The organism is Ramlibacter sp. (assembly GCF_041916345.1).
Classification (GTDB): Bacteria; Pseudomonadota; Gammaproteobacteria; order Burkholderiales; family Burkholderiaceae_C; genus Ramlibacter.
In genome coordinates this window covers 1-26,673 of record NZ_JAYRZR010000055.1, presented here as the reverse complement: position 1 = coordinate 26,673, position 26,673 = coordinate 1, and the positions used below count along the sequence as shown (strand labels likewise).

The 26,673-nt window shown below is 69.0% G+C and carries 21 protein-coding genes; 10 read left to right on the top strand and 11 right to left on the bottom strand.

Annotated features, from left to right (window positions below; translation table 11 throughout):
* The 4 genes from ACE3T5_RS14300 to ACE3T5_RS14285 all read right to left on the bottom strand — a co-directional run.
* The coding region (locus ACE3T5_RS14300) for a TRAP transporter large permease (RefSeq protein ID WP_374668728.1) at positions 1-892 on the bottom strand (892 nt) is incomplete at its 3' end.
* The gene (locus ACE3T5_RS14295; RefSeq protein ID WP_374668727.1) at positions 889-1,365 is read right to left on the bottom strand and encodes a TRAP transporter small permease; all 477 of its coding nucleotides are present in this window, start codon (positions 1,363-1,365) and stop codon (positions 889-891) included. The genes ACE3T5_RS14295 and ACE3T5_RS14300, both read right to left, overlap by 4 nt.
* A 106-nt stretch (positions 1,366-1,471) precedes the next feature.
* Positions 1,472-2,500 (bottom strand): TRAP transporter substrate-binding protein, encoded by a 1,029-nt coding sequence (locus ACE3T5_RS14290; protein ID WP_374668726.1) that lies wholly within the window; start codon positions 2,498-2,500, stop codon positions 1,472-1,474.
* A 117-nt stretch (positions 2,501-2,617) separates the two neighbouring features.
* Complete coding sequence (locus ACE3T5_RS14285; RefSeq protein ID WP_374668725.1) at positions 2,618-3,385, bottom strand: GntR family transcriptional regulator; 768 nt, start codon at positions 3,383-3,385, stop codon at positions 2,618-2,620.
* A 156-nt stretch (positions 3,386-3,541) separates the two neighbouring features.
* Here ACE3T5_RS14285 and ACE3T5_RS14280 point away from each other — a divergent pair, with 156 nt between their 5' ends.
* Genes ACE3T5_RS14280 through ACE3T5_RS14260 form a run of 5 tightly spaced genes read left to right on the top strand, consistent with a single transcriptional unit; the run spans position 3,542 to position 9,923 of the window.
* Positions 3,542-4,606: a Rieske 2Fe-2S domain-containing protein gene (locus ACE3T5_RS14280; RefSeq protein WP_374668724.1), complete on the top strand. Its 1,065-nt coding sequence runs from the start codon at positions 3,542-3,544 to the stop codon at positions 4,604-4,606.
* On the top strand, positions 4,606-5,562 hold the full coding sequence (locus ACE3T5_RS14275; protein WP_374668723.1) for a 2Fe-2S iron-sulfur cluster-binding protein: 957 nt from the start codon (positions 4,606-4,608) through the stop codon (positions 5,560-5,562). The genes ACE3T5_RS14280 and ACE3T5_RS14275 overlap by 1 nt, the downstream gene beginning before the upstream one ends.
* A 22-nt stretch (positions 5,563-5,584) precedes the next feature.
* Entirely contained in the window at positions 5,585-6,694 is a 1,110-nt protein-coding gene (locus tag ACE3T5_RS14270; protein ID WP_374668722.1) for a 5-methyltetrahydropteroyltriglutamate--homocysteine S-methyltransferase, read from the top strand.
* 44 nt (positions 6,695-6,738) lie between these two features.
* Positions 6,739-7,794, top strand: coding sequence for a response regulator transcription factor (locus ACE3T5_RS14265; RefSeq protein ID WP_374668721.1), 1,056 nt, complete (start codon positions 6,739-6,741; stop codon positions 7,792-7,794).
* On the top strand, positions 7,794-9,923 hold the full coding sequence (locus ACE3T5_RS14260) for a TonB-dependent receptor family protein (RefSeq protein ID WP_374668720.1): 2,130 nt from the start codon (positions 7,794-7,796) through the stop codon (positions 9,921-9,923). Before ACE3T5_RS14265 ends, ACE3T5_RS14260 begins: the two co-directional genes overlap by 1 nt.
* 12 nt (positions 9,924-9,935) lie before the next feature.
* Here the strand turns inward: ACE3T5_RS14260 and ACE3T5_RS14255 are convergent, their stop codons facing one another.
* Together ACE3T5_RS14255 and ACE3T5_RS14250 are read right to left on the bottom strand one after the other, a co-directional pair.
* Positions 9,936-10,841: an SDR family oxidoreductase gene (locus tag ACE3T5_RS14255; protein WP_374668719.1), complete on the bottom strand. Its 906-nt coding sequence runs from the start codon at positions 10,839-10,841 to the stop codon at positions 9,936-9,938.
* Between the two features lie 81 nt (positions 10,842-10,922).
* Positions 10,923-12,812, bottom strand: coding sequence for an adenylate/guanylate cyclase domain-containing protein (locus tag ACE3T5_RS14250; RefSeq protein WP_374668718.1), 1,890 nt, complete (start codon positions 12,810-12,812; stop codon positions 10,923-10,925).
* Between the two features lie 224 nt (positions 12,813-13,036).
* On the opposite strand from ACE3T5_RS14250, the gene gdhA reads away from it, so the two are divergent.
* On the top strand, positions 13,037-14,380 hold the full coding sequence (gene gdhA, locus ACE3T5_RS14245; protein WP_374668717.1) for an NADP-specific glutamate dehydrogenase: 1,344 nt from the start codon (positions 13,037-13,039) through the stop codon (positions 14,378-14,380).
* A gap of 56 nt (positions 14,381-14,436) precedes the next feature.
* On the opposite strand, the gene ACE3T5_RS14240 is transcribed toward gdhA, so the two are convergent.
* The 3 genes from ACE3T5_RS14240 to ACE3T5_RS14230 are packed head-to-tail and all read right to left on the bottom strand — an operon-like array spanning position 14,437 to position 19,229.
* Entirely contained in the window at positions 14,437-15,987 is a 1,551-nt protein-coding gene (locus ACE3T5_RS14240) for a SpoVR family protein (protein WP_374668716.1), read from the bottom strand.
* Positions 15,988-15,992: 5 nt separating this feature from the next.
* A complete protein-coding gene (locus ACE3T5_RS14235; RefSeq protein WP_374668715.1) occupies positions 15,993-17,285 on the bottom strand; it encodes a YeaH/YhbH family protein in 1,293 nt (430 codons plus the stop codon).
* A gap of 21 nt (positions 17,286-17,306) precedes the next feature.
* A complete protein-coding gene (locus ACE3T5_RS14230) occupies positions 17,307-19,229 on the bottom strand; it encodes a PrkA family serine protein kinase (protein ID WP_374668714.1) in 1,923 nt (640 codons plus the stop codon).
* Between the two features lie 175 nt (positions 19,230-19,404).
* On the opposite strand from ACE3T5_RS14230, the gene ACE3T5_RS14225 reads away from it, so the two are divergent.
* Positions 19,405-20,013, top strand: coding sequence for a 2-hydroxychromene-2-carboxylate isomerase (locus tag ACE3T5_RS14225; RefSeq protein WP_374668713.1), 609 nt, complete (start codon positions 19,405-19,407; stop codon positions 20,011-20,013).
* 9 nt (positions 20,014-20,022) lie between these two features.
* Here ACE3T5_RS14225 and ACE3T5_RS14220 read toward each other — a convergent pair whose 3' ends face one another.
* A complete protein-coding gene (locus tag ACE3T5_RS14220; protein ID WP_374668712.1) occupies positions 20,023-21,870 on the bottom strand; it encodes an AMP-binding protein in 1,848 nt (615 codons plus the stop codon).
* Positions 21,871-21,874: 4 nt separating this feature from the next.
* Positions 21,875-22,738 (bottom strand): amidohydrolase family protein, encoded by an 864-nt coding sequence (locus tag ACE3T5_RS14215; RefSeq protein WP_374668711.1) that lies wholly within the window; start codon positions 22,736-22,738, stop codon positions 21,875-21,877.
* Positions 22,739-22,877: 139 nt separating this feature from the next.
* Between ACE3T5_RS14215 and ACE3T5_RS14210 the strand changes: the two genes are divergently transcribed.
* The 3 genes from ACE3T5_RS14210 to ACE3T5_RS14200 all read left to right on the top strand — a co-directional run.
* A complete protein-coding gene (locus tag ACE3T5_RS14210; RefSeq protein ID WP_374668710.1) occupies positions 22,878-23,660 on the top strand; it encodes a crotonase/enoyl-CoA hydratase family protein in 783 nt (260 codons plus the stop codon).
* Between the two features lie 47 nt (positions 23,661-23,707).
* Entirely contained in the window at positions 23,708-25,564 is a 1,857-nt protein-coding gene (locus ACE3T5_RS14205; RefSeq protein ID WP_374668709.1) for a feruloyl-CoA synthase, read from the top strand.
* Between the two features lies 1 nt (position 25,565).
* Positions 25,566-26,673: acetyl-CoA C-acyltransferase (locus ACE3T5_RS14200; protein ID WP_374668708.1), on the top strand; the 1,108-nt coding region annotated here is incomplete at its 3' end.

The window sequence follows — 26,673 nt, the reverse complement described above, 5'->3', positions numbered from 1 at the left end:
CGGTGTTCATCATGTCGGCGCCGGCGAAGATCATGAAGATCATCGCGCTGGCGGCGGCCGTCGCGTAGAAGCAGTTCTTGATCTTGTCCCAGGTCAGCTCGCCGCGCAGCAGCGCCGCGACGAAGGTGCAGGCCGCGCCGACCGCCGCGCCCTCGGTGGGCGTGAACAGGCCGCCATAGATGCCGCCGAAGACGATCAGGAAGATGATGCCGATGGGTGCCACCTGCCAGAAGGCCTTCAGGGTGAGCTGGGGCCGGTCGTCGTCATGCTCCGGCGCGTGGCCGGGGAAGACGCGCACGTAGATCGCAATCGCGATCATGTAGCCCAGCATGGCGATCAGCCCCGGGATGGTGGCGGCGGCGAACAGCTTGGCGATGTTCTGCTCGGTGAGGATGGCGTAGATGACCAGCGGCACCGAAGGCGGAATCAGGATGCCCAGCGTGCCGCCGGAGGCGAGCGTGCCGGTGGCGAGCCGGCCCGAGTAGCCGTGCCGGCGCAGTTCCGGCAGGGCCACCGAGGTGATGGTCGCCGCGGTCGCGATGGAGGAGCCGCAGATGGCGCCGAAGGCCGCGCTGGCCATCACCGCCGCCATGGCCAGGCCGCCGCGGAAGTGCGACATGACGATGGCCGCGAAATGGAACAGCGCCTTGGAGATGCCGCCCTGGGTGGCGAAGTTGCCCATCAGGATGAACAGCGGAATCACCGACAGGTCGTAGCTCGCGAAGCGGGCGTAGGCCAGTCCGTTCAGGTTGGCCAGGAAGGGGGGCAGCCCCACCTGGTACAGGTAGCCGCCGGCGCCCGCGACGAACATCGAGATCGCGATGGGCACGCGCAGCGCCATCAGCACCAGCATGGCGGCGAAGATCGCCATGGCGAGAAGAACCGGGCTCATGCCTGCTCCCCTTCAGCCGCCGGCCCGAAGGCCTGGGCGAGCGCGATCACGGCCGTCAGCACCATCGGTGGCACCATCAGCGCGTAGGTGATCCACTCCGGAAAGCCGAGCATCATGGTGCCGGAGTTGGAGCGGAAGGCGGCGATCGCCCCCACGCCCGTGCGCCACGCCAGCAGCACCAGCACCACCGCCAGCAGCAGCGCGCCGAAGCGGTCCAGCACGGCGTTCGTGGCCGGCGCCATGCGGGCGGTGAAGAAGTCGACGATGATGTTCTCGCGCTTGATCTGGCACCAGGGCAGGAACAGTGCCACCGCGGCGCCGGCAGCGACCGCGGTGAGCTCGTAGTCGCCCACCAGCGTCTTGCCGATGGTGTTGCGGCCGAGCACGCTCACGCAGGTGATGAACGTGATCACGGTCAGCAGCACGCCGGCCAGGATGGCGCAGCCCCGCGCCAGAAGGGATAGCAGCTTCAAATCAACTCCAACAAGAACCACGGCCGCCGCGGCACGGTGGCCGTGGCGGCCGGTGGCAAGCACGAACCAGGCCGCGCACCCCTGTCGGGCGCGGCGGCCACGGTCATCACTTCGAGTACTTCGCGATCAGCGCGCGCGCCTCGGAAGCCAGCTTGGCGCCGTCGATGCCCTTGGTCTTCATCTCGGCCACCCAGTCTGTCTCCACGGCGCTGGCCGTGCGACGCCAACGCTGGGTCTCGATGATATCCAGCGCCACGATGCGGTTGCCCGCCTTCTCGGCGATGGCGCGGCCGGCCACGTCACCCTCGTCCATCGCGCGGCCGAACAGCGCCGCCGTCTCGATGCCCGAGTTGGCGTCGATCACCTTCTTCAGATCGGCCGGCAGCTTCTCGTAGGCGGCCTTGTTCATGGAGAAAGCGAACGTCTGCGTGTACAGGCCCTCGGTGCCGGCGAAAGTGGTGTGGTTCTTCACCAGCTCGGTCACCTTCAGGGCGGGCGTCACCTCCCAGGGGATTGTGGTGCCCTGGATCACGCCCTTGGACAGCGCGTCGGTCACGGCCGGAACCGGCATGCCCACCGGCGTGGCGCCCAGCTTGGTGAGCATGTTGCTGATGATGCGCGAGCCGCCGCGGATCTTCATGCCGCGCAGCGCCTCCAGCCCGGTGATGGGCTCCTTGCTGTGGAACAGGCCGGGGCCATGGGTGTGCACGGCCAGCAGCTTCACATCCTTGAATTCATCGGCGGCGAACTTCTCCACGTACTCCTGGAAGGCACGCGAGGACTTCTCGGCCGAGCCGCTCATGAAGGGCAGCTCGAACACTTCGGACTTGTTGAAGCGGCCCGGGGTGTAGCCCAGCACCGTCCAGGTGATGTCGACCACGCCGTCCTTGGCCTGGTCGAACAGCTGCGGCGGTGTGCCACCGAGCTGCATGGCGTTGAAGATCTGCACCTTGATGCGGCCGCTCGATTCCTTCTCGACCTTCTGCGCCCAGGGCACGATGGCCTTGGCCGGGATGGTGGCCTGGGCCGGCAGCATCTGGTGCAGGCGCAGGGTGACGGTCTGGGCCAGGGCCTGGCCGCCGGCGCACAGCGCCGCCGCCGCCAGGGCCGTCTTCAGGAGGGATCGTTTGTTCATCGCTGTCTCCGGTGGGTGGATGGTCGAACGCCGCAGGACGGCATGCCGCGTGCGGGCGGCGAAGCCGGATTGTGAGACGCGCGGGCCGCGGCCGGGATGCCCGCGCAGGACTAACAGTTATTGTCTTTCGGCATACGGGCGGGCGAGATATAGCAAACCCGGCATGCGGCCCGCCTGGCTGGCCACGGCCTCGCGCAGGTTGCGGCGCGCCAGGCGCGAGTGCTCGCGCAGGATCGCCTCGGCCCGGGCGCCCTCGCGCGCGGCGATGGCCTCCAGCGCCTGGCGGTGCTGGTCCTGCGCCACGATGAGCATGTCGCGCGCCTGCGGCGAGTTGGCCTGGAAGACGACGAAGGCCGAAGGCCCGGCGAAAGGCAGGCCGCTCACGCGCTCGAGTTCGCGCGCCACCAGGTCGCTGCCCGCCATCTCGCCCAGCAGCTGGTGGAAGCGCTGGTTGTGCCCCACGTAGCGCAGGAAGGCCTCGTCATCCAGTGCCGGCGCCGCCAGCAGCGCGTCGATGGCGGCGATGCAGCGCGCGGCTTCGTCCAGCAAGGCCGGGGGCGCGCCGCGCTCCGCCGCCAGGCGGCCGGCCAGGCCCTCCAGCGTGCCGCGCAGCTCGATGGCGTCGGCCACGTCGCGCTCGGAAAACAGGCGCACGGCGTACCCGCCACCGGGCAGCGCGCTCAGCAGACCCTCCTGCTCCAGCCGCAGCAGCGCCGCGCGGATCGGCGTGCGCGACATGCCCAGGCGCTCCACCAGCGCGAGCTCGGCGATGCGCTCACCGGGTGGCAGCTCGCCGGCCAGCACCAGCTCGCGCAGGCGCAGCTGGGCGCGGACGGCCTGTGAGCCGGCGGCTTCGGGTTCAGCAGGTCGGGCGGGTCGAGGCATGGCTCAGTGTATACATAAAATCCAGAATCAGCCACAGCAAAGCATTCTTTTTAGCTCATTCAAATCTTCGATATCTGTTGGATCAGGAGTCGATGTATACATACGAAGCGCGGGAACGGGATAATCCGCCCACCCCCAGCCCACCGGAGCCGCCCCATGTTCCCCAAGAATGCCTGGTACGTTGCCTGTACCCCTGACGAGATCGATGCCCGCCCCCTGGGCCGCACGATCTGCAACGAGAAGATCGTCTTCTACCGCGGCCAGGACGGCGCGGTGGCGGCCCTGGAAGACTTCTGCCCGCACCGCGGGGCCCCGCTCTCGCTGGGCCAGGTGTGCGAGGGCAAGCTGGTCTGCGGCTACCACGGCCTGGTGATGGGCTGCGACGGGAAGACCGTCTCCATGCCCGGCCAGCGCGTGGGCGGCTTCCCGAAGATCCGCGCCTACCCGGTGGTCGAGCGCTACGGTTTCATCTGGGTCTGGCCAGGTGACGCGACGCAGGCCGACCCCGCCAGGATTCATCACCTCGAGTGGGCCGGGAACCCCGACTGGGCGTATGCCGGCGGCCTGTACCACGTGAAGTGCGACTACCGCCTGATGATCGACAACTTGATGGACCTCACGCACGAGACCTACGTGCACGCCACCAGCATCGGCCAGAAGGAGATCGACGAGACACCGGTGACCACGAAGACCGAAGGCGAGCACGTGATCACCAGCCGCTTCATGGACAACGTGATGGCCCCGCCCTTCTGGCGCGCCAACCTGCGCGGCAACCACCTGCCGGACGACCAGCCGGTGGACCGCTGGCAGGTGTGCCACTTCGTGCCGCCCAGCCACGTGATGATCGAGGTCGGCGTGGCCCTGGCCGGCAAGGGCGGCTACCATGCCGACCCCAAGGACAAGGTCTACAGCATCGTGGTCGACTTCATCACGCCCGAGACCGACACGACCATGTGGTACTTCTGGGGCATGGCGCGCAACTTCAATCCGCGCGACACCAACCTCACCGCGCAGATCCGCGAGGGCCAGGGCAAGGTGTTCGCCGAGGACACCGCGGTGCTGGAGCAGCAGCAGGCCAACCTGCTGCGCTATCCTGAGCGCAAGCTGCTCATGCTCAACATCGACGCCGGCGGCGTGCAGGCGCGCCGCATCATCGACCGCCTGCTCGCGCAGGAGCAGTCGCCCGCCGCCTTCAGCCAGCAACAACCCGCCCTCGCCTGATGACCATGATCGCCGTGCAAGTGCTGCGCCGGACGCAGGAAGCCCAGGACATCGCCGGATTCGAGCTGGGCCGCCCCGACGGCGGCCCGCTGCCCGCCTTCAGTGCCGGCAGCCACATCGACGTGCAGGTGCCCGGTGGTCCCATGCGCCAGTACTCGCTGTGCAACGACGCTGCCGAGCAGCACCGCTACCGCATCGCAGTGCTGCGCGAGCCCAAGTCGCGTGGCGGCTCCGCCGGCATGCACGACCATGTGCGCGAGGGCGACACGCTGCTGGTGAGCGAGCCGCGCAACCACTTCCCGCTGGTGCACGCGAAGCGCACGCTGCTCATGGCGGGCGGCATCGGCGTGACGCCGCTGCTGTGCATGGCGCAGCGCCTGGCCACCATCGGCGCGGACTTCACCCTGCACTACAGCACGCGATCGGTCGAGCGCACGGCGTTCCGCGAGGAGATCCTCCGCTCGCCCTTCGCGGACCGGGTGCGCTTCCACCATGACGACGGCCCGCCCGGCCAGATGCTCAACGTGCCGGCCGACGTGGGCCCGCCCGATGCGGACACGCACCTCTACCTGTGCGGGCCGGCCGGCTACATCCAGCATGTGCTGCAGGTCACGCAGGGCATGGGCTGGCCGCCGGCGCAGATCCACCTGGAGTACTTCACCGCCGCGCCCGCGGACACCCAGGCCGACCGCGCCTTCCAGGTGCGCATCGCCAGCAGCGGCAAGGTGATCGACGTGCCCGCCAACGAGAGCGTGACCCAGGCCCTGGCGCGCAACGGCGTGGAGATCCTCACCTCCTGCGAGCAGGGCGTGTGCGGCACCTGCATCACCCGCGTGCTGGAGGGCGAGTGCGATCATCGCGACCTGTATTTCACCGACGAGGAGAAGGCGAAGAACGACCAGTTCACGCCCTGCTGCTCGCGCGCGAAGACACCCCTGCTGGTGCTGGACCTTTGACAACCCCATGGAGACCCGAGACATGATGCAACTCCCCGCCCGCTACGACCACGTCGGCAGCTTCCTGCGCCCGAAGTACCTGCTGGAAGCCCGCGAGCAGAAGGCCCGCGGCGAGATCACGCCCGAGCAGCTGCGCGTGGTGGAGGACAAGGCCATCACCGAGATCGTGCAGTTCCAGCAGGACGTGGGCCTGAAGAGCATCACCGACGGCGAGTTCCGCCGCACCTACTTCCACATCGACTTCCTGGAGCAGCTGGGCGGCGTGAAGACCGACATTCCGGTCACGGTGAAGAAGGCCGACGGCACCGAGGAGCTGGCGCCGCCGGTGATCCGCGTGATCGACAAGGTGCGCCACGCGAAGAACATCCAGCTGGCCGACTTCGAGTACCTCAAGAGCCAGATCGCCCCGGGCATGACGCCCAAGGTGACCATCCCCAGCCCCACCATGCTGCACTTCCGCGGCGGCCGCGCCGGCATCAGCAAGGTGGCCTACCCCGAGCTCGACCCGGACTTCTACGACGACGTGGCCAAGGCCTATGGGGACGAGCTGCAGTCGCTGTACGACGCCGGCTGCCGCTACGTGCAGATGGACGACACCAACCTGGCCTACCTGTGCGACGAGAAGATGCGTGAGGCGGCCCGCCAGCGCGGCGATGACCCCAACGAGCTGCCGCACCGCTACGCCGGCTTCATCAACAAGGTGGTGGCGCGCAAGCCGGCCGGCATGCTGCTGGCCATGCACCTGTGCCGCGGCAACTTCAAGAGCACCCATGCCGCCGCCGGCAACTACGAGCCCGTCGCCGAGGCCCTGCTGTCGGAGATGAACCTGGACGCCTTCTTCCTGGAATACGACGACGACCGCTCGGGAGACTTCCGCCCGCTGCGCTTCCTGAAGCCGGGCAAGACCGTCGTGCTGGGCCTGGTGACCACCAAGTTCGGCCAGCTGGAGAGCAAGGACGACCTCAAGCGCCGCATCGCCGAGGCGGCCCAGTACGCACCGCTGGAGCAACTGGCCCTGTCGCCGCAATGCGGCTTCTCCAGCACCGTGCACGGCAACAACATCGCGGTGGAAGACCAGCGCCGCAAGCTGGCCCTGGTGATCGAGACCGCGCGCGAAGTCTGGGGCGACTGATCATCGTCACCCCATGCCATGCCCCGGCGCGCTAGCATCGGGGCATGGCGAACGTGCTGCTGATCGAGGACGACCCGTCGCAACGGGTGATGGCGGGCTTCGCCCTGCGCCACGCCGGCCACGAGGTGCGCGAGGCCGCCGACGGCCCCCAGGGCCTGGAGGCGGCACGCGCCAGCCCGCCGGACGTGATCGTCTCCGACGTCATGATGCCCGGCATGACCGGCTACGAGGTGGTCGAGGCGGTGCGCGCCGACCCCGCCCTGGCCAACGTGCCCGTGCTGCTGCTCACGGCCATGTCCGACCGCAAGCACATGCGCCAGGGCATGACGGCCGGCGCCGACGACTATCTCACCAAGCCTTACCGGCCCGCGGAACTGTGCGAGGCCATCGATGCCCTGCTGGACCGGCGGCGCAAGCAGCAGCAGGCCTTCATGAACTCCATGGGGGAGATGGTCAGCGACGTGCTGGAGGAGCAGAAGGAGGCCCTGGCACGCAAGTACGAGGCGCAACTCGTGCGTGAGGTCGGCGCCCGCTGGACCCAGGACACCGACACACCCGACAGCGTGGTGATCCCGGATGCGCTGCTGCTGCTGGTCGATGCCGTCGGCCTGACCGCGGAGGCCGCGGATCCCGCGGCCACGGTGGCACTGACGCGCGAGGCGCAGCAGAAGGCACGCGACACGCTTTACCTGTTCGGCGCCACCGCGGTGCTGCCGTTCGGCACCGAGCTGCTGGGCGTGTTCGAAGGCCAGGATGCCACGGCCACCCTGCAACCCGAGGAGCGCATGCTGCGCGCGGCGTTCGCGGTGCTGAAGGCCGCTCCGCGCGAACGGGGCGTGCGGCTCACGCTGCACAGCGGCCCCCTGGCGCTGCTGACCGTGCACGATGCCCTGCACGGCGAGCGCACGCAGTCGCTGGTGCCCGGCGAAACACTCGATGCGCTCGACGCCCTGCGCGACACCGGCCGCGCGGCGGGGTGGCGCATCACCGCCTCGCGCCCGGTCGCCGAGTCCCTGGCCCGCCACCTGCGCGTGCACAGCAGCCTGCAGACCGCGCGCGCGGTGGAGGCGCTGGAGCTGCGCCCGCACACGGCCGGCTGATGCCCACCCGCGCTGTCACGCGGCCGGGCCGGCCCGCGCGACGGGCGCTGGCGGCTGTCGCCGCCCTGCTCGCGTGCGCAGGCCACGCCCAGCCCGAGACGGCGCTGCAGCCGGTCGTGGTGACGGGCTCGCCCACCGACACGCGCCCCTGGACATCCCCCGCCTCGATCGAGGTCATCGACGGCGGGGCCCTGCGCGCCGGCCAGTTGCAGGTGAACCTGTCGGAGGCGCTGGCCCGCGTGCCCGGCCTGGCGCTGGGCAACCGGCAGAACCATGCGCAGGACCTGCAGCTCGCCATCCGCGGCTTCGGCGCGCGCGCCACCTTCGGCGTGCGCGGCGTGCGGCTGTACGTGGATGGCATCCCGGCCAGCGCGCCCGACGGCCAGGGCCAGACAGCCGGGTTCCCGCTGGGCGCGGCTGACCGCGTGGAAGTGATCCGCGGTCCCTTTTCCGCGCTGTACGGCGCCTCTGCCGGCGGCGTGGTGGCGCTCTACACGGTCGACCCGGCGCGCATGCCCGCCGAATGGCGCGCGGGCCTGGCCGCAGGCGCGGACGGCCTGTGGCGCACCTCGGCCCAGGGCACCGGCCGCTGGGGCGACACGGGCTACCTGCTGGACGTGTCGGGCTTCGGCACCCAGGGCCCGCGCCCGCAGTCCGCGGCCCGGCGCGACACGGCCCACCTGCGCCTCTCGCGCGGCCAGGGCGACGACCGCTGGGTGCTGGTGGCCAGTCACCTCGATTCCGCGGCCGATGACCCGCTGGGCCTGACCCGGGCGCAATTCGACGCCGACCCGGACCAGACCGCCGCGCCGGCCACGACCTTCGACACGCGCAAGACGGTGCGGCAGACGCAGCTGGGCCTGGCCGCATCACGCGGCCTGTCGCCGGGGCATCGCCTGGAGCTGATGGGCTACGTGGCGCAGCGTGACGTGCTGCAGTTCCAGGCGATCACGCCCGCCGCGCAGGCGCCCGCGGGCTCAGCCGGCGGCGTGATCGACCTCGCGCGCCGCTCCCACGGCCTGAACGCGCGCTGGCGCGCGGAGCAGGCGCTGCCGACGGGCCGGCTCGTCACCACCCTCGGCCTGTCACACGACCGGCAGACCGAGCAGCGGCGCGGCCACGAGAACTTCATCGGCAACACGCTGGGCGTGCGCGGCAGCGTGCGCCGCGACGAGACGCAGCGGGCGGCGACACTCGACCCCTATCTGCAGGCCGAGTGGGACAGCGCCGCGTGGACGCTGTCGGCTGGCGTGCGCAGGGCCCGCGTGAGTCTGGCTTCCGAAGACCGCTATGTGGCCCCCGGCAACGGCGACGACAGCGGCTCGGTGACGCACGCCGCGTGGCTGCCGGTGCTGGGCCTGCGCTGGCGGCTGGGCCCTGCCGTGCAGGTCTTTGCCAGCCTGGGCCGCGGCCTGGAGACGCCGACACTCAACGAGATCGCCTACGCGCCCGCGGGCGGCGGCTTCCATTCAGCCCTGCGGCCAGCCCGATCCACCAGCTGGGAGGCTGGCCTGAGAGGACGGCACGGCCAGGCCGCGTGGACCGCGACTGTCTTCGAGACGCGCACCCGTGACGAGATCGCGGTGCTCACCAACAGCGGCGGCCGCAGCACCTTCCAGAACGTCGGGCGCACGCTGCGGCGCGGGCTGGAGCTGGGCGGTGAGGCCCGCTGGGGCGCCCTGCACGCCAGCGCGGCGCTGACGGTGATGGACGCCCACTTCCGCGATGGCTTCCTCACCTGCGCGGCGGCGCCGTGCACCACGCCCACGCTGCCGGTGGCCGCAGGCCGCGCCATGCCTGGCATCGCCCGCCGACAGGCGAGTGCCCTGCTCGCTTGGGAGGCTACCCCGGCCAGCACCTTCACGCTGGAACTGCAGCATCGATCCGCGCTGCCGGTGAACGACACCGGCACCGACAGCGCAGGCGGCTACACCGTGGCCCACCTCGGCTGGCGCATGCAGCGCGACGTGGGCGCGTGGCGCGTGCGGCCCTTCGCCCGCATCGACAACCTCACCCACCGGCGGTACGCCGGATCGGTGATCGTCAATGAAGCCAACAGCCGCTTCTTCGAGACGGCGCCGGGCCGGTCGTTCTTCTTCGGCGTGGAGATCGCGGCGCGGCAGCCGTGAGCGGTGGCGCGGTCAGCCGCGCTGCGCGCGATCCTTCGCGTTCTGCGACTCGATGCGCTCGCGCGCGGCCAGCCAGTCGCCGTCGCTCCAGCTGCGCAGCTCGTAGAAGTTGCCGCCGGTGGCCAGCGCATTGCCCCCATCCATCATGATGCTCTGGCCGGTGAGCCAGTCGCACTGGCCCGGCGCCATGAGGAAGGCCGCCAGATGCTGCAGCTCCGCCATGGAGCCGGTGCGCGCCATGGGGTTGTGCGCCTTGCTGCGCGCGCCCGGCTCCTCACCGGGATTCAGGCGCTTGCTCATGCCCTCGGTCGGAATCTCGCCCGGGCCCACTGCGTTGAGCCGCACACCGAACTTCGCCCACTCCACCGCCAGCGACTTGGTCATCACGTCGATGCCCGCCTTGCTCATCGCCGAGGGAACCACGTAGGGGCTGCCGTTGTCCACCCAGGTGGTGATGATGCTCATCACGCTGCGATACGGCTGCCCGGCCTGCCAGCGGCCCGCCTTCGCCTCGGCCACCCAGCGGCGGCCCACGCCCTGCGTGACGTAGAAGGTGCCATGAAAGACGATGTTGGCGATGGCGTCGAAGGCGCGCGGCGACAGTGCCTCGGTCGGCGAGATGAAGTTGCCCGCCGCGTTGTTCACCAGCCCGGTGAGGCCACCGGTCTGCCAGATCGCCTCCACCATCTCCTCCACCGCCGCGGCCACGCGGATGTCGACGCCGAAGGTATCGATGCGCCGGCCTGGGAACTGCGCGCGCCAGGCTTCGGCCGTCTCGTCACAGACCTGCTTGCGCCGCCCGCAGATGGCAACGTCAGCGCCCAGCCCCAGGAACTGCTCCGCCATGGCGCGGCCCAGGCCGGTGCCGCCGCCGGTGACCAGGATGCGCTGGCCTTGCATGAGGGTGGGGGTGAACATGGGGGGTCTCCTCTCGGTGTCGTGGGATCCCATGCATTGTGCGTCGGCAGCACGACATTCCGCCGGCCCCGGCTTGCCGGACTACTTCTCGCCGAGCGTCCAGACGCCATCCCAGGCGGCGCCTGCCGGCAGGGCCTGCATCTGCTCCAGGCGGCGCAGGAACAAGGCGCTGGGCCCGTCGCCGGGGCAGCAGGCCACGCACGCCTGGAAGGCCGCGCGCGCATCGGACCAGGCCTGTGCGCGCCAGGCCCGCAGGCCTTGGGCGTAGCGATCCCGCAGCTCGGCGCGCGCGGCGTCCAGCTGTCCGTGCCGCGCCAGCAGTTCGTACACGCGCACCGGCGCCTGCCGACCGACCACGCGAATCGCATCCAGTTCACGGGCCTCCACATCTGCCTGCGCCATGAGAAAGGTCTCTTCGCTGATGATGATGCGCGTGCCGAAGTGCTTGTTGGCCGACTCCAGCCGCGAAGCCAGGTTGGCGGAGTCGCCGATCACGGTGTAGTTGCGGGCCGACTCCGAGCCGATGTTGCCCACCGTCACCTCGCCCGTGCTGATGCCGATGCGCACATTGAAGGCCGGGACCCCGCGGCGCAGGCCCACCAGATCGGGGATGCGCTCACGGAACGCCTGCAGGCGATCGAGCTGATCCAGCGCGGCCAGGCAGGCCAGCGACGCATGGCGGTCCGCCGGCACGAACGGCGGGCCCCAGAACGCCATGATGGCGTCGCCCACGTACTTGTCGATGATGCCGTGGCTTTCGCGGATCGGTTGCGACATGGCCGACAGGTACTCATTGAGCAGGTTCACCACCCGGTCTGGCGTGAGCTGCTCGCACAGCGAAGTGAAGCCCTCGATGTCGGAGAACTGCACCGTCATCGGCCGCTTGGCCGCCTGCAGCGAGGGCGCCGACTCGCCGATCAGGCCGCTCACGATGCGCGGGTCCACGTACTTTCCGAAGGTCTCCTTGATGACCTCCTTTTCCTTCAGGCCGCTGGCCATGTGGTTGAAGGACCGGGTGAGCAGAGCGAGTTCGTCCGCGGAGATCACCTCCAGCCGCACGTCGAGGTTGCCCTCCTCGATGGCCTTCGCGCCCTGCACGAGCTGGCGCACGGGCCGCACCAGGTTGCGCGTGAGCAGCAGCGCGCAGGCAAGGCCCAGCAGCACGGCCAGGGCGGTGACCCCCCAGTTGAACCAGAACGCACGCCGCTCCAGCCGGTGGGCGGTGGCCGCGGCCTCCCGCGTGTCTGCCTCGAGGAGCCGGCCGATGCTGCGCGACTCGCGGTTGAAGACCCGCCGCTGCGCATCCAGCGCTTCCTGGAGAGACTCCAGCCCTCGGCGGCCGCCGGCCTGCCGCATGTCGGCCAGGTAGCGCCGCATCAGCCCGTGCAGGCTCTCGCGCGTCTGCGGCACGCGGCCCAGCTCCACCTGCAGGCGCGTCAGCTTCTGCACCTGGGCGGCATCCTGCGCCACGAAGGGCAGCGCCAGGGCGCGGTCCACGAGCGCCTGGGCCTGGCCGACCTTCAGGTCGCCGCACAGGCGCTGCCGCTCATAGCTGGCCATCCGGCGGCTCGCGCGGTCGGTGTAGGTCTCGCGCAGGCGCGCCGCCAGCGCCGTCTGCTCGTCGGGGCCGCACGCATCGGGCGTGGACACATGCTGGCGCACCAGGCGGCTCACGTCGTCGAAGCTGGCAGTCCCCGGCCCCTCGGCCACGATCCGCTCGAACGCCAGGATCTGCTGCAGGTTGTGCACGCGGACCTGGCCTTCCAGCTGGTCCAGCGGAATGTAGTGGTCGGACAGCAGCACCAGCTGCTGGTTGACCCGATGCATGCTCACCGTGGCGCTGTACGAGATCAGGCCCATCATCACCAGCAGCACCAGCGTGATGCCGAAGATCTTCAGGCTGATCGGTCGGCGGACCCGGTCCGCGACCAGGCCGGCGGCCTCAGGCCGAACTTGCGTCTGCAGTTGCATGAGCCGCCCCCGGGTGTGTGGAGAGGCCCATGCTACATCGGAGGCGGCCGCCACTGGGACCGCAGGAGGGCACAGCCTGCGCCAACGGCGATCGCACCATTTTGCGCACTGGATGCACCATGGTTGGCATTAGGTGCACCTCAACGGGTCGTAGTGCTTTCGAATGCGCCTCTACGGTGCGAGAAAATGCTCGCTTTCCCCGCCCCACCCGACCCCCACCCCACATGAAGTACAAGGACCTTTCGGCCTTCATGGCCCACGTCGCCGAGCGCAACCCCGGACAGCCCGAATACCTGCAAGCCGTAACCGAGGTCATGGACAGCCTCTGGCCCTTCATCGCGCGGCATCCGCGCTATGCCGAACAAGGCCTGCTGGACCGCCTGATCGAGCCCGAGCGGGTGATCCAGTTCCGCGTCTCCTGGGTCGACGACCACGGCGAGGTGCAGGTCAACCGCGGCTACCGCATCCAGCACAGCCTGGCGATCGGCCCCTACAAGGGCGGCCTGCGCTTCCACCCCTCGGTGAACCTCTCGATCCTCAAGTTCCTGGCCTTCGAGCAGACCTTCAAGAACGCGCTGACGACCCTGCCCATGGGCGGCGGCAAGGGCGGCTCGGACTTCGACCCCAAGGGCCGCAGCCCGGGGGAGGTGATGCGCTTCTGCCAGGCCTTCATGACCGAGCTGTTCCGTCATGTGGGTGCCGACACCGACGTGCCGGCGGGCGACATCGGCGTGGGCGGCCGCGAGGTCGGCTACATGGCCGGCATGATGAAGAAGCTGTCCAACCGCGCCGACTGCGTGTTCACCGGCAAGGGCATGGCCTTCGGCGGCTCGCTCATCCGGCCCGAGGCCACCGGCTACGGCACGGTCTACTTCGCCCAGGAGATGCTTCAGCGCGCCGGCCGGTCGCTGGAGGGCCTGCGCGTCAGCGTCTCCGGCTCCGGCAACGTGGCGCAGTACGCCGTGGAGAAGGCCCTGGCCCTGGGCGCCCGCGTGGTCACCGTGTCCGACTCCAGCGGCACCGTGGTCGACGAAGACGGCTTCACGCCGGAGAAGCTGGCCGAGCTGATGGAGGTGAAGAACCATCGGTACGGCCGCGTCAGCGAGTACGCCGAACGCACCCGCAGCCGCTTCCTGCCGGGCGTGCGGCCCTGGCAGGTGCCGGTGGACGTGGCCCTGCCCTGCGCCACGCAGAACGAGCTGGACGAGGCGGACGCGCGCACGCTGGTGGCCAACGGCGTGAAGTGCGTGGCTGAAGGCGCGAACATGCCCTCCACCCTGGGCGCAGTGCACGTGTTCGAGCAGGCCGGCGTGCTGTTCGCGCCGGGCAAGGCCAGCAACGCGGGCGGCGTGGCCACCTCCGGCCTGGAGATGAGCCAGAACGCCATGCGCCTGTCGTGGCCGCGCGAGGAGGTGGACGCCCGCCTGCTGACCATCATGCGCGGCATCCACGCCGCCTGCGTGCGCCACGGCGAGCGCGACAACGGCACGGTGAGCTACGTGGACGGCGCCAACATCGCCGGCTTCGTGAAGGTGGCCGAGGCGATGATCGCGCAGGGCGTGACCTGATACGTGACTGGCGCCGGTGTCTCGAAGACAGGAACAGGGGCTGCCTACCCCGCCCCTCAATGCCCCTGCGCCGGCGGCGTCACTTCCCAGTGCTGCATCACCCGCTCATGCGCGTCCACGCTCTCCAGCCGCACGCGGAAGCCCCACAGGCGGGCCAGGTGCTTCACCACCTCTTCAGCGCCGGCGTCCAGCGGGCGGTCGTTGTGACGGGTGTGGCGCAGGGTGAGGGACCGGTCGCCGCGGGCGTTGACGTTCCACACCTGGATGTTGGGCTCGCGCCAGCCCAGGTCGTGCTGGCGGGCCAGGGCCTCGCGCAGGCGGCGGTAGCCGGTGGCATCATGGATGGCCGAGACTTCCAGCTCGGGCCGTGAGGCTTCATCGAGGATGGAGAACAGGCGCAGCTCCCGCATCAGCTTGGGTGAGAGGAACTGGCCGATGAAGCTCTCGTCCTTGAAGTTGCGCATGGCGTAGTCCAGCGTGCGCCGCCAGTCGGAGCCCGCGATCTCGGGGAACCACTCGCGGTCTTCCGGCGTGGGCTGCTCGCAGATGCGGCGGATGTCGGAGTACATCGCGAACCCCAGCGCATACGGGTTGATGCCGCTGTAGGCCGGGTGCGTCACGGGCAGCTGGTGCACCACGTTGGTGTGCGACGCCAGGATCTCCATCATGAAGCCGTCGGCCAGCCGGCCTTCGTCGTACAGGGTGTTCAGCAACGTGTAGTGCCAGAAGGTGGCCCAGCCCTCGTTCATCACCTGCGTCTGCCGCTGCGGGTAGAAGTACTGCGCCACCTTGCGCACGATGCGCACGATCTCTCGTTGCCATGGTTCCAGCAGGGGCGCGTTCTTCTCCACGAAGTACAGGATGTTTTCCTGCGGCTCCTCCGGGAAGCGCCGTGCCTCCTTGCGGGCCTGCTTGCCGGCGCGCACCGGCAGCGTGCGCCACAGGTCGTTCACCTGCTGCTGGAGGTAGGCCTCGCGCTCCTTGCGGCGCTGTTCCTCCTCCACCATGCTGATCTTCTGCGGCCGGCGATAGCGGTCCACGCCGTAGTTCATGAGCGCATGGCAGGCGTCCAGCACCGACTCCACCGCCTCCAGGCCCTGGCGCTCCTCGCATTCGGCGATGTAGTTGCGGGCGTACACCAGGTAGTCGATGATGGAACTGGCGTCCGTCCACATGCGGAACAGGTAGTTGCCCTTGAAGAACGAGTTGTGCCCGAAGCAGGCATGCGCCATCACCAGCGCCTGCATCGGCATCGTGTTCTCCTCCATCAGGTAGGCGATGCAGGGGTCGGAGTTGATGACGATCTCGTAGGCCAGGCCCATGTGGCCGCGGCGGTACGTCTTTTCGTTGGCGATGAAGTGCTTGCCGAAGGACCAGTGCCGGTAGTTCACCGGCATGCCCACCGAGGCATAGGCATCCAGCATCTGCTCGGCGGAGATCACCTCCAGCTGGGTGGGGTAGGTGTCGAGCCCGAACCGCTCCGCCGTCTTGCGGATCTCGTCGAAGTACAGCTCGATGAGCTCGAACGTCCAGTCGGAGGGGCTGGGCAGGCGCCGCGTGTCGCTGGGCATCAGGCCCGCTTCGCCGGGGAGTTCGAGGATGTTCATGGGGCTCAGGCCGCGGCCGGGCTCTTCTTGAACAGGTCGCGGAACACGGGGAAGATCTGCGCGGGCGTGCAGATCTTCTGCATCGCGAAGTGCGGGTTCGCCTCTTTCACGCGCGTGTATTCCTCCCACAGGTTCTGGTCTTCGTCGGCCACCTGCACGTAGGCGTAGTAGCGCACCAGCGGCAGGATGCGGTTCTCCAGCAGCTCACGGCACTTGGAGCTGTCTTGCTGCCAGTTGTCCCCATCGGAGGCCTGGGCGCCGTAGATGTTCCACTCGCTGCCCATGTAGCGCGCGCGGACGATGTCGTTCATGAGCGCGAGGGCGGATGAGACGACCGTTCCCCCGCTCTCCGTGGCGTGGAAGAACTCGTCTTCCGTCACCTCGGCGGCCTGGGTGTGGTGGCGGATGAAGACCACTTCGGTCTTCTCGTAGTGACGGGTGAGAAAGAGGTACAGCAGGATGAAGAAGCGCTTGGCGAGGTCCTTTCGGGCCTCGTCCATGGAGCCGGAGACATCCATCAGGCAGAACATCACCGCCTTGCTGCTGGGCATGGGCTCGCGCACGCGGTTGCGGAAGCGCAGGTCGAACGGATCAAGGAAGGGCACGCGCTTCAGGCGCTCGCGCAGGGCGGCCACCTCCGCCTCGGCCCTCGCGATCTCATCGGGGGCAGCGCCCGCCTCCTGCAGGCGGGCCAGGGCTTCCTCGGCCTGGCGCAGCTCACGCCGAGGCTCGCCGCCCATCGCGATGCGCCGGGCCAGGCCCACGCGCATGGACCGCACCACGTGCAGGCTGGTCGGGTTGCCCTCGCTCACGTAACCGGCGCGGCGCAGCTTCCATTCGGGCACGTCGGCCAGCAGCTGCGTGCGGATGAGCCGGGGCAGCGCGAGGTCATCGAAGAAGTAGTTCATGAACTCCTCCCGCGAGATGCGGAAGGTGAAGTCGTCTTCGCCCTCGCCGTCGGGCGAGGCATTGCCGCGTCCGCCACCTGCGCCACCGCCCTGGGGCCGGGGAATGCGATCGCCGCGCACATATTCCTGGTTGCCGGGGTGCACCATCTCGCGCGTACCCCCGGGCGCGTGATGGAAGGTCGGCTCCGACACGTCGCGCCTCGGCAGGGAGATGTCAGCGCCCTGCTCGATGTCGCGGATGCCGCGGTCACCCACCGCCTTGCGCACCGCCTCCTTGATCTGGTCGCGGTAGCGCCGCAGGAAGCGCTCCCGATTGCCGATGGACTTGTTCTTGCCCGCCAGGCGACGGTCGATGACCTGGTGCAGCTGGGTCCGGTCAGTGCTTGACATGGGCAGCCCGGTCGCGGGCCCTCAAGAGCTTTTGCGCACGCGCAGGTACCACTCGCACAGCAGGCGCACCTGCCGGCGCGTGTAGCCCTTCTCTTCCATGCGGTGGACGAAGTCCTCGTGCTTCTTCTGCTCGTCGGCGGAGGCCTTGGCGTTGAAGCTGATCACCGGCAGCAGCTCCTCGGTGTTGGAGAACATCTTGCGCTCGATCACCGTGCGCAGCTTCTCGTAGCTCGTCCACACCGGGTTCTTGCCGGCGTTGTTGGCCCGCGCCCGCAACACGAAGTTCACGATCTCGTTGCGGAAGTCCTTGGGGTTGGACAGGCCAGCCGGTTTCTCGATCTTCTCCAGCTCGGCGTTCAGCGCGCCGCGGTCGAAGATCTCGCCCGTGTCGGTGTCGCGGTATTCCTGATCCTGGATCCAGAAGTCGGCGTAGGTGACGTAGCGGTCGAAGATGTTCTGCCCGTACTCGGAGTAGCTTTCCAGGTAGGCGGTCTGGATCTCCTTGCCGATGAACTCCGCATAGCGGGCGGCGAGGTGCTCCTTGATGTACGAGAGGTACTTCTGCTCGGTCTCGGGCGGGAACTGCTCGCGCTCGATCTGCTGCTCCAGCACGTACATCAGGTGCACAGGGTTGGCCGCGACCTCGTTGGTGTCGAAGTTGAACACCTTGGAGAGGATCTTGAAGGCAAAGCGGGTGGAGATGCCCGTCATGCCCTCGTCCACGCCCGCGTAGTCGCGGTATTCCTGGTAGCTCTTGGCCTTGGGGTCGGTGTCCTTCAGGTTCTCGCCGTCGTACACCAGCATCTTGGAGAAGAGCGACGAGTTCTCGGGCTCCTTCAAGCGCGTCAGCACCGAGAACTGCGCCATCATCTTCAGCGTGCCGGGGGCGCACACCGCATCCTTCAGCGAGGAGTTCTGCAGCAGCTTCTCGTAGATCTTCACTTCCTCGGTGACGCGCAGGCAGTACGGCACCTTCACCACGTAGATGCGGTCAAGGAAGGCTTCGTTGTTCTTGTTGTTCTTGAAAGCCTTCCACTCGCTCTCGTTGCTGTGGGCCATGACGATGCCGTCGAACGGGATCGCGCCGAAGCCCTCGGTGCCCTTGAAGTTGCCCTCTTGCGTGGCCGTCAGCAGCGGGTGCAGCACCTTGATGGGCGCCTTGAACATCTCCACGAATTCCAGCAGGCCCTGATTGGCCAGACACAGGCCGCCAGAGTAGCTGTAGGCATCGGGGTCATCCTGCGCGTAGCTCTCCAGCTTGCGGATGTCCACCTTGCCCACCAGGGAGCTGATGTCCTGGTTGTTCTCGTCGCCCGGCTCCGTCTTGGCAATGCCGCACTGGCGCAGGATCGAGGGGTAGCGCTTGACGACCTTGAACTTGCGGATGTCGCCGCCGAACTCCTCCAGGCGCTTCACGGCCCAGGGCGACATGATGCGCTGCGTGTAGCGGCGCGCAATGCCGTACTGCTGCTCCAGCAGGGGGCCGTCTTCGTCGTTGTTGAACAGGCCCAGGGGTGACTCGTTGACGGGCGAGCCCTTCAGCGCGTAGAAAGGCACCTGCTCCATCAACTGCTTCAGCCGCTCGGCGATCGAAGACTTGCCACCGCCCACCGGGCCCAGCAGGTAGAGGATCTGTTTCTTCTCTTCGAGGCCCTGCGCCGCGTAGCGGAAGCACGAGACGACCTGTTCGATCGGCTCTTCCAGGCCATAGAAGTCGCGGAAGGCCGGGTACACGCGGATGACCTTGTTGCCGAAGATGCGGGAGAGGCGCTGGTCGTGGCGCGTGTCCACCATCTCGGGCTCGCCGATGGCGGCGAGCATGCGCTCCGCCGCGGTCGCGTAGGCCAGGCGGTCACGCCGGCAGAGATCGAGGTAGTCCTCGAGCGACATCTCTTCCTCACGCGTCTTCTCGTACCGCGCCAGGAAATTGCGAACGACGTCCATGCTCATCTCCTTCATGGGGCCATCAGCCGGCTTGACTGTAGGTGAACGGTAGATAAAAACAAGACACCTGTGGTTCCGTAGGTGTAAACCGCAGGCCCCTGTGCCTTCAACGTCCGGCTGACGCGTCCGTTGACAGCAATGCAAGAGTCGGGCCTACCCGCGTATGCTCCGCCCCATGCCCGCCCCGCTGCAGTTCCACTTCGACTTCATCTCTCCCTACGGCTACTTCGCCAGCCGCCGCATCGACGCGATTGCCCAGCGGCACGGCCGCACGGTGGAGTGGCACGCCATGCTGCTCGGCGTGTCGGTGCTGAAGGTGATGGGCCTCAAGCCGCTGATGCAGACGCCGCTGAAGGGCGACTACCTGCGGCGCGACATTCCGCGTCACGCACGGCGCATGGGGCTCACGCTCGGCCGCAGTCTGGAGGGCGGCGGCAGCCACCCGCTGGCCATGGCGCGCGCCTTCCAGTGGATCAAGCACCACCAGCCGGCCCTGCAGGGGGCCGCAGCACACACGATCTACGAGGCCTACTGGGCCGAAGGCCGTGACCTCAGCGGGCCGGCCTCGCTCACCACCCTGAACTGGCCCGAGGGCCTGGACGGTGCCGCCATTGCGGCCGCGGCCGCGAGCGAGGAAGCGGCCACGCTGCTGCGCGAGGCCGTGGCCGCCTCCATCGCGCAAGGCGTGTTCGGCTCGCCCACCGTCATCGTCGATGGGGAGCCGTTCTGGGGCTTCGACCGGCTGGGCGATGTGGAGGCGTGGCTGGCCGAGGGTGGTTGGTGAGGCGGCCGCTCAGCCGCTGAAGCGCACGGCCAGCGGCACTGCGATCGCGCCCAGGGCCGCGTGCAGCCGCGCCTCCAGCGTAGCGTCTGGTGGCAGGGGCAGCGTCACCTCGGCCTCATGGCCGCCACCTCGCTCGCGCACGTGCACGTCGAGTGCGACACCGGGCACCACGCTCGCCAGCCGCTCGTGCAGGCCGGTCTGGATGGCGCGCGTGCGCAACGCGGGCTTGTAGAACTTGCCGATCGCGGTGACGGGCATGGCCTCCAGCACCACCACGCGCCGCGGCACCGCGGGGCGCTCGTACACGTGCGGCGCCACCTCGGCCAGGATCTGATCGCCGGTCGCCGCGCAACCCGGCTTGAGTGTGACGAAGGCCGCGGGCACCTCACCCGCGTGCGCGTCCGGCTCGCCCACCACCGCGCACAGCGCCACGGCCGGATGCGCGAGGAAGGCCTCTTCCACCAGCCCCGGGTCGATGTTGTGCGAGCCGCGGATGATCACGTCCTTGGCGCGGCCGGTCACGTGCACGCCGCCCTGCGAGTCGATGTGACCGAGGTCACCCGAAATGAGCCAGCCCTGCTCGAACATGCCGGCGTTGCGCGCGGCGTCGGTATAGCCCGGGCTCACGTGCGGCCCGCGCAGCACGATCACGCCCGTCTCGCCGGGCGTGCAGGGCTCGTCCAGCCGCACCTGGCCGTCCCAGCGCACGACACGGACCTCCGTGTACGGCAACCGCAGGCCCGCGGAGCCAGGCACGCGCGGCGCCTGAAAGGGCTCGATGGTGACCAGGCCCGCGCACTCCGTCATGCCCAGGATGTTGCGCACCGGGATGCCCAGCGTCGACTCGAATCGCGCTGCCAGTTCGCTGGGCAGGGGCGAGCCGCCGGTGTAGGCCACGTGCACACGGGAAATGTCGGCGTCCACTGGCAGGTTGCACAGGCCGGCCAGCACCGTGGGCACGCAGGCCAGGGCCGTCACCCCTTCGCGCTCGCACCAGCGCCAGTACTGGCGCATGAACGCCGCGTTGCGCAAGCCGCTGACCGTGGGCAGCACCTGCGCGGCGCCGATGGCCAGCAGCGAGAGCCCATACACGAACGCGCCGGCCACGTGGAAAAGCGGGAAGCCGTTGACTTCCACCGTGCGTTCGTCGAAGCCATAGAACCGGTGAGCGAACCAGGCCGTGTGCGCCTCGTTGCCCTGCGTGTGCTGCACGAGCTTGGGCGCGCCTGTGGTGCCGCCGGTGTGGAACAGCGCGGCAATCTGATCCGGCGCCAGCACCGGGTCGAAGTGCAGATCGGCGGGCTGAGCATCGAGCAGCGCATCAAAGGAATCGGCTGCCGGGGTCACGTTGGCGTCGATGCGCAGCACGCGCCGGTTTTCCAGGCCAGGCACGCGCCTCAGCGGTCCTTCGATGTCCAGTTCGGCGTTCGACCCCAGCGCGACCACCACCTTCACGCCGGCTGCGTCGAGCAACGCGCCGATGTGATCCGGCTGCAGCATGAAGTTGATGGGGCAGGCGCGCCCCGCCAGCTGCGCGCCCCACAGCGCGTACTGCGTGGCGGGGATGTTGGGCGCCAGGATGGCCACCGCGTCATCCGGCCCCACGCCCAGGCTGCGGAACAGGTTGGCGGCGCGATGGATGCGATCAAGCAGGTGCGCGTAGCTCACCCGCACCGGCTGCGTGGCGATATCGCCTTCTGGCAGGTACACGAAGGCATCGCGATCAGCATGCTGCGCGGCCGCGCGCCGGATCAGCCCGTACGGCGACCGCGCCGGGATCGCCTGCGCATAGGGCGTGCGCTCCAGCGCCTCGATATCGGCGAGGCTGGCGAAGAAAGGCGGCCCCGGCGTGATCATCCTGCTAGGCCAGGCCCAGCAGCCGCACCGCGTTGCCCTTCAGGATGCCGGGCATCACCTCGGGCTTGAAGCCGGCCTCCTCGAAATCCTTCATCCAGCGCTCGGGCGTGATCAGCGGGTAGTCGCTGCCGAACAGCACGCGGTCCTTCAGCAGCGTGTTGGCGTACTGCACCAGCTGCTTCGGGAAGTACTTCGGGCTCCAGCCCGACAGGTCGATCCAGACGTTGGGCTTGTGCGTGGCCACCGACAGCGCCTCGTCCTGCCAGGGAAAGCTGGGGTGCGCCATCACGATCTGCATGTCAGGGAAGTCGATCGCCACGTCGTCCAGGTGCATGGGGTTGCTGTACTCCAGCCGCAGCCCGCCGCCGCAGCGCATGCCGCTGCCGATGCCGCTGTGCCCGGTATGGAAGATCGCTGGCAGCTTGTGCGCGTTGATCACCTCGTAGATCGGCCAGGCCATCTTGTCGTAGGGGTGGTAGCCCTGCACCGTGGGGTGGAACTTGAAGCCCTTCACGCCCTCTTCCTGGATGAGCCGCTCCGCCTCGCGCGCGCCCATCTTGCCCTTGTGCGGGTCGATGCTGGCGAAGGCCATCATCATGTCGCTGTTGTCGCGCGCGGCCTGCGCGATCTCCTCGTTCGGGATGCGCCGGCGGCCGAGCTTCGACTCGCTGTCCACGGTGAACATCACCAGCCCGATCTTGCGCTCGCGGTAGTAGGCAATCGTCTCGGCGATGGTGGGCCGGCGGCTGGAGCGGAAGTACTTGTCCGCCGCGCGGTCGTACTCCTCGCCATAGTTGTCGAAGGGGTTCCAGCAGCTCACCTCGGCGTGGGTGTGGATGTCGATCGCGATCAGGTCGGAATGTTTCATGGCTGAACCTTCAGTGGCATGGTGCCGTTCGTCGCCGCTTCTGCACACCCCCGGGGAAACCCTAGGTGGATTCGGCGGACGAGCCGTTGTTTTAGTTATTGATCATAACGATAATGCGGCCGCAAGCGAAGGACAAACCATGAGCACAACCGATCTCATCGTGCAATACCACGGCGACCAGAACCAGGTGGCCGTGCTGCGGCTGAACCGCGGCGCCAAGCGCAATGCCCTCAACGACGGGCTGATCATCGCGATCCGCGACGCGTTCGACAACCTGGCGCCCACCGCGCGCGCCGCGGTGATCGACGGCACGGGCGAGCACTTCTGCGCCGGCCTCGACCTGTCCGAGCTGAAGGAGCGCGACGCCGGCCAGGGCCTGCATCACTCGCGCATGTGGCATGACGCGCTGGAGCGTGTGCAGTACGGCCCGGTGCCGGTGATCGCCGCGCTGCATGGCGCGGTGGTCGGCGGCGGCCTGGAACTGGCTTCGAGCTGCCACATCCGCGTGGCCGATGACACCACGTTCTACGCGCTGCCCGAAGGCTCGCGCGGCATCTTCGTCGGCGGCGGCGGCGCAGTGCGCATCCCCCGGCTGATCGGCGTGGCCCGCATGACCGACATGATGCTCACCGGCCGCGTCTACAACGCCGTCGACGGCGAGCGTCTGGGCTTTGCCCAGTACCTGGTACCGGCCGGCACCGCCTTCGACAAGGCGCTGGAGATCGCCGTGCGTGTGGCCTCCAATGCGCCGCTGACCAACTACGCGCTGATGCACGCGCTGCCGCGTATCGCCGAGCAGCCGGCGGACCAGGGCTTCCTGACGGAGGCCATGATGGCCGCCATCGCCCAGAGCGCGCCCGAGGCCAAGGAGCGCGTGCGCGCCTTCCTGGAAGGCCGCGCCGACAAGGTGAAGAAGAGCTGAGCGCCGCCGCGCCCGGCCCATCCAGCAGATCCGTGGAGACAAAGACGATGACCGCCCCCCGCTTCCGGCCGCTCACCTTCGGCGTGACGCGCGTGCAACTGCGTGACGGCCCGCGCGGCGTGCACTACCTGCGCGCCGAGCAGGATCTGGCTGACTACCCGGAGCGCATGGCCGACCGCCTGCAGCACTGGGCGCGCACCGCACCGGACCGCACGTTCATGGCGCGCCGCGTGAAGAACGCCGACGGCACGCTGGGCGACTGGCGGCACGTCACCTATGCGGAGGCGTGGCAGTCGGCCCGCGCCATCGCGCAGGCGCTCATCAGCCGCGGCCTGTCGGCCGAGCGGCCGGTGGCCATCCTGTCCGAGAACGGACTGGAGCACGCGCTGCTGGCGCTGGGCTGCCTGGTCGCCGGCGTGCCGTTCACGCCGGCCTCGCCGCCGTACTCGCTGGTCAGCACCGACTACTCCAAGCTCAAGCACGTGCTCGCCACCGTCACGCCCGGCCTGGTGTTCGCCGCCGACGCCGCGCGCTATGGCAAGGCCATCACCGCCGCCGTGGGCGCGGACATCGAGGTCGTGCTGGCCGAGGGCACACTGCCCGGCCGCACCACCACCTCGTTCGAAGCGCTGCTCGCCACGACCCCCACGGAGGCCGTGGATGCCGCGATGGCCGCCACCGGCCCCGACACCATCGTCAAGTTCCTGTTCACCAGCGGCTCCACCAAGCTGCCCAAGGCGGTGATCAACACCAACCGCATGTGGTGCGCCAACCAGCGGCAGATGACGCAGTCCATGCCCGTGCTGGCCGAGCCGCCCCTGGTGCTGGTGGACTGGCTGCCCTGGAACCACACCTTCGGCGGCAACCACAACTTCGGCATGACGGTGTTCCACGGCGGCACGCTGTACATCGACGACGGCAAGCCCACGCCGGCGCTGATGCATGAGACGCTGCGCAACCTGCGCGAGATCGCGCCCACGGTGTACTTCAACGTGCCCACCGGCTTCGAGGCCATCGCGCACGCCATGAAGACCGACGACGCGCTGCGCCGCAACCTGCTGTCGCGCGTGCGCATGTTCTTCTATGCGGGCGCCGCGCTGGCGCAGCCCATCTGGGACAGCCTGTACGAAAGCCAGGAGCGCGAGATCGGTGAACGCATCGTCATGGCCACCGGCCTCGGCATGACGGAATCCAGCCCGTTCGCCATCTTCGTCACCAGCCCCAACGTGCGCGCCGGCGACCTGGGCGTGCCCACGCCGGGCATGGAGCTCAAGCTGGTGGATGTCGACGGCAAGACCGAGGTCCGCTACAAGGGCCCGAACGTCACGCCCGGCTACTGGCGCGCCCCGAAGGAGACGGCGGAAGCCTTCGACGAGGAAGGCTACTTCTGCACCGGCGACGCGGTGAAGTGGATCGACGAGACCGACATCCACCAGGGCCTCAAGTTCGACGGCCGCATCGCGGAGGACTTCAAGCTCGCCACCGGCACCTTCGTCAGCGTGGGCCCGCTGCGCGCGAAGATCATCGCCGCCGGCGCGCCCTACATCCAGGACGTGGTGCTCACCGGCCTGAACCTGAAGGAAGTGGGCGCCATGGTGTTCCCCACGCCCGCCGTGCGTGCGCTGGCCGGGCTGCCGGCGGACACGCCGCTGGCCGACGTGCTGAACAGCGCGCCGGTGCTCGCGAAGTTCCAGTCCATCGTGGACGAGCTCGCCGCCGGCGCCACCGGCTCCGCCAACCGCATCGCGCGCATGTGCCTGCTGGCCGAGCCGCCCACCATCGACAAGGGCGAAATCACCGACAAGGGCTCGATCAACCAGCGCGCCGTGCTCACGCACCGCGCCGACACCGTGGCGGCCCTGCATGAGGGCACGCTGCACACCATCCTGCTGCCCAAGGCCTGACATGACCCGTTCCCGCGGCTTCTTCAACGCCTTCGACGACGTCTGGCTGCTCGACGGCGTGCGCACGCCGATGGTCGACTACTGCGGCGCGCTCGGCGCCATCTCGCCCACCGACCTGGGCATCAAGGCGGCGCGGGCCGTGCTGGAGCGCGCGGGCGTGCCGGCCGGCCACGTCGGCTCGGTCGTCACCGGCAACATGGCGCCTGGCGACTTCGACCAGTTCTTCCTGCCGCGCCACATCGGCCTGTATGCCGGTGTGCCAGTGGAGGTGCCGGCCATCATGGCGCAGCGCATCTGCGGCACCGGCTTCGAGCTGTTCCGCCAGGCCGGCGAGCACGTGCAGGGCGGCCTGTGCGACGTGGCGCTGGTGGTGGGCACCGAGAGCATGACGCGCAATCCCATCGCGGCCTTCGACCACCGCAACGGCTTCAAGCTGGGCGCGCCGGTCGGCTTCAAGGACTACATGTGGGAGGCGCTGAAGGACCCCGCCGCCGGCATCAACATGATCCAGACGGCCGAGAACCTGGCGAAGAAATACGGCATCACCCGCCAGCAGGTGGATGAGTTCGCCTCTCGCTCCTTCGCGCGCGCCGTGGCCGCGCAGGAAAGCGGCTTCCTCGCCGGCGAGATCGCCCCGGTGGTGAGCGAGAAGTTCGAGCTGGCCGGCTACAAGGCGCGCGGCATCCGCCTGCCGGGCAAGGTGGCCCTCGTGGACCGCGACACGCACCCGCGCCTGTCCCCGCCGGAGGTGCTGGCCAAGCTGGGCCCGGTGTTCGAAGGCGGCGTGCAGACCGGCGGCAACAGCTCCGCACTGGTGGATGCTGCGGCGGCCTCGGTGGTGGCCTCGGGCGCCTACGCCAAGTCACTGGGCCGTGCCCCGCTGGCGCGCCTGGTGGGCGCCGCCGCCGTGGGCGTGCCGCCGGAGATCATGGGCATCGGCCCCGCGCCGGCCATCCGCCTGCTGCTGGAGCGGGCCGGCCTGCAGCTCGACCAGATCGGCCGCTTCGAGATCAACGAGGCGCAGGGCGCGCAGACGCTGGCCGTGGCGCGTGAGCTGGAGCTCGACGTCGAACGCCGCAACGGCAACCGCGGCGCCCTCGCGCACGGCC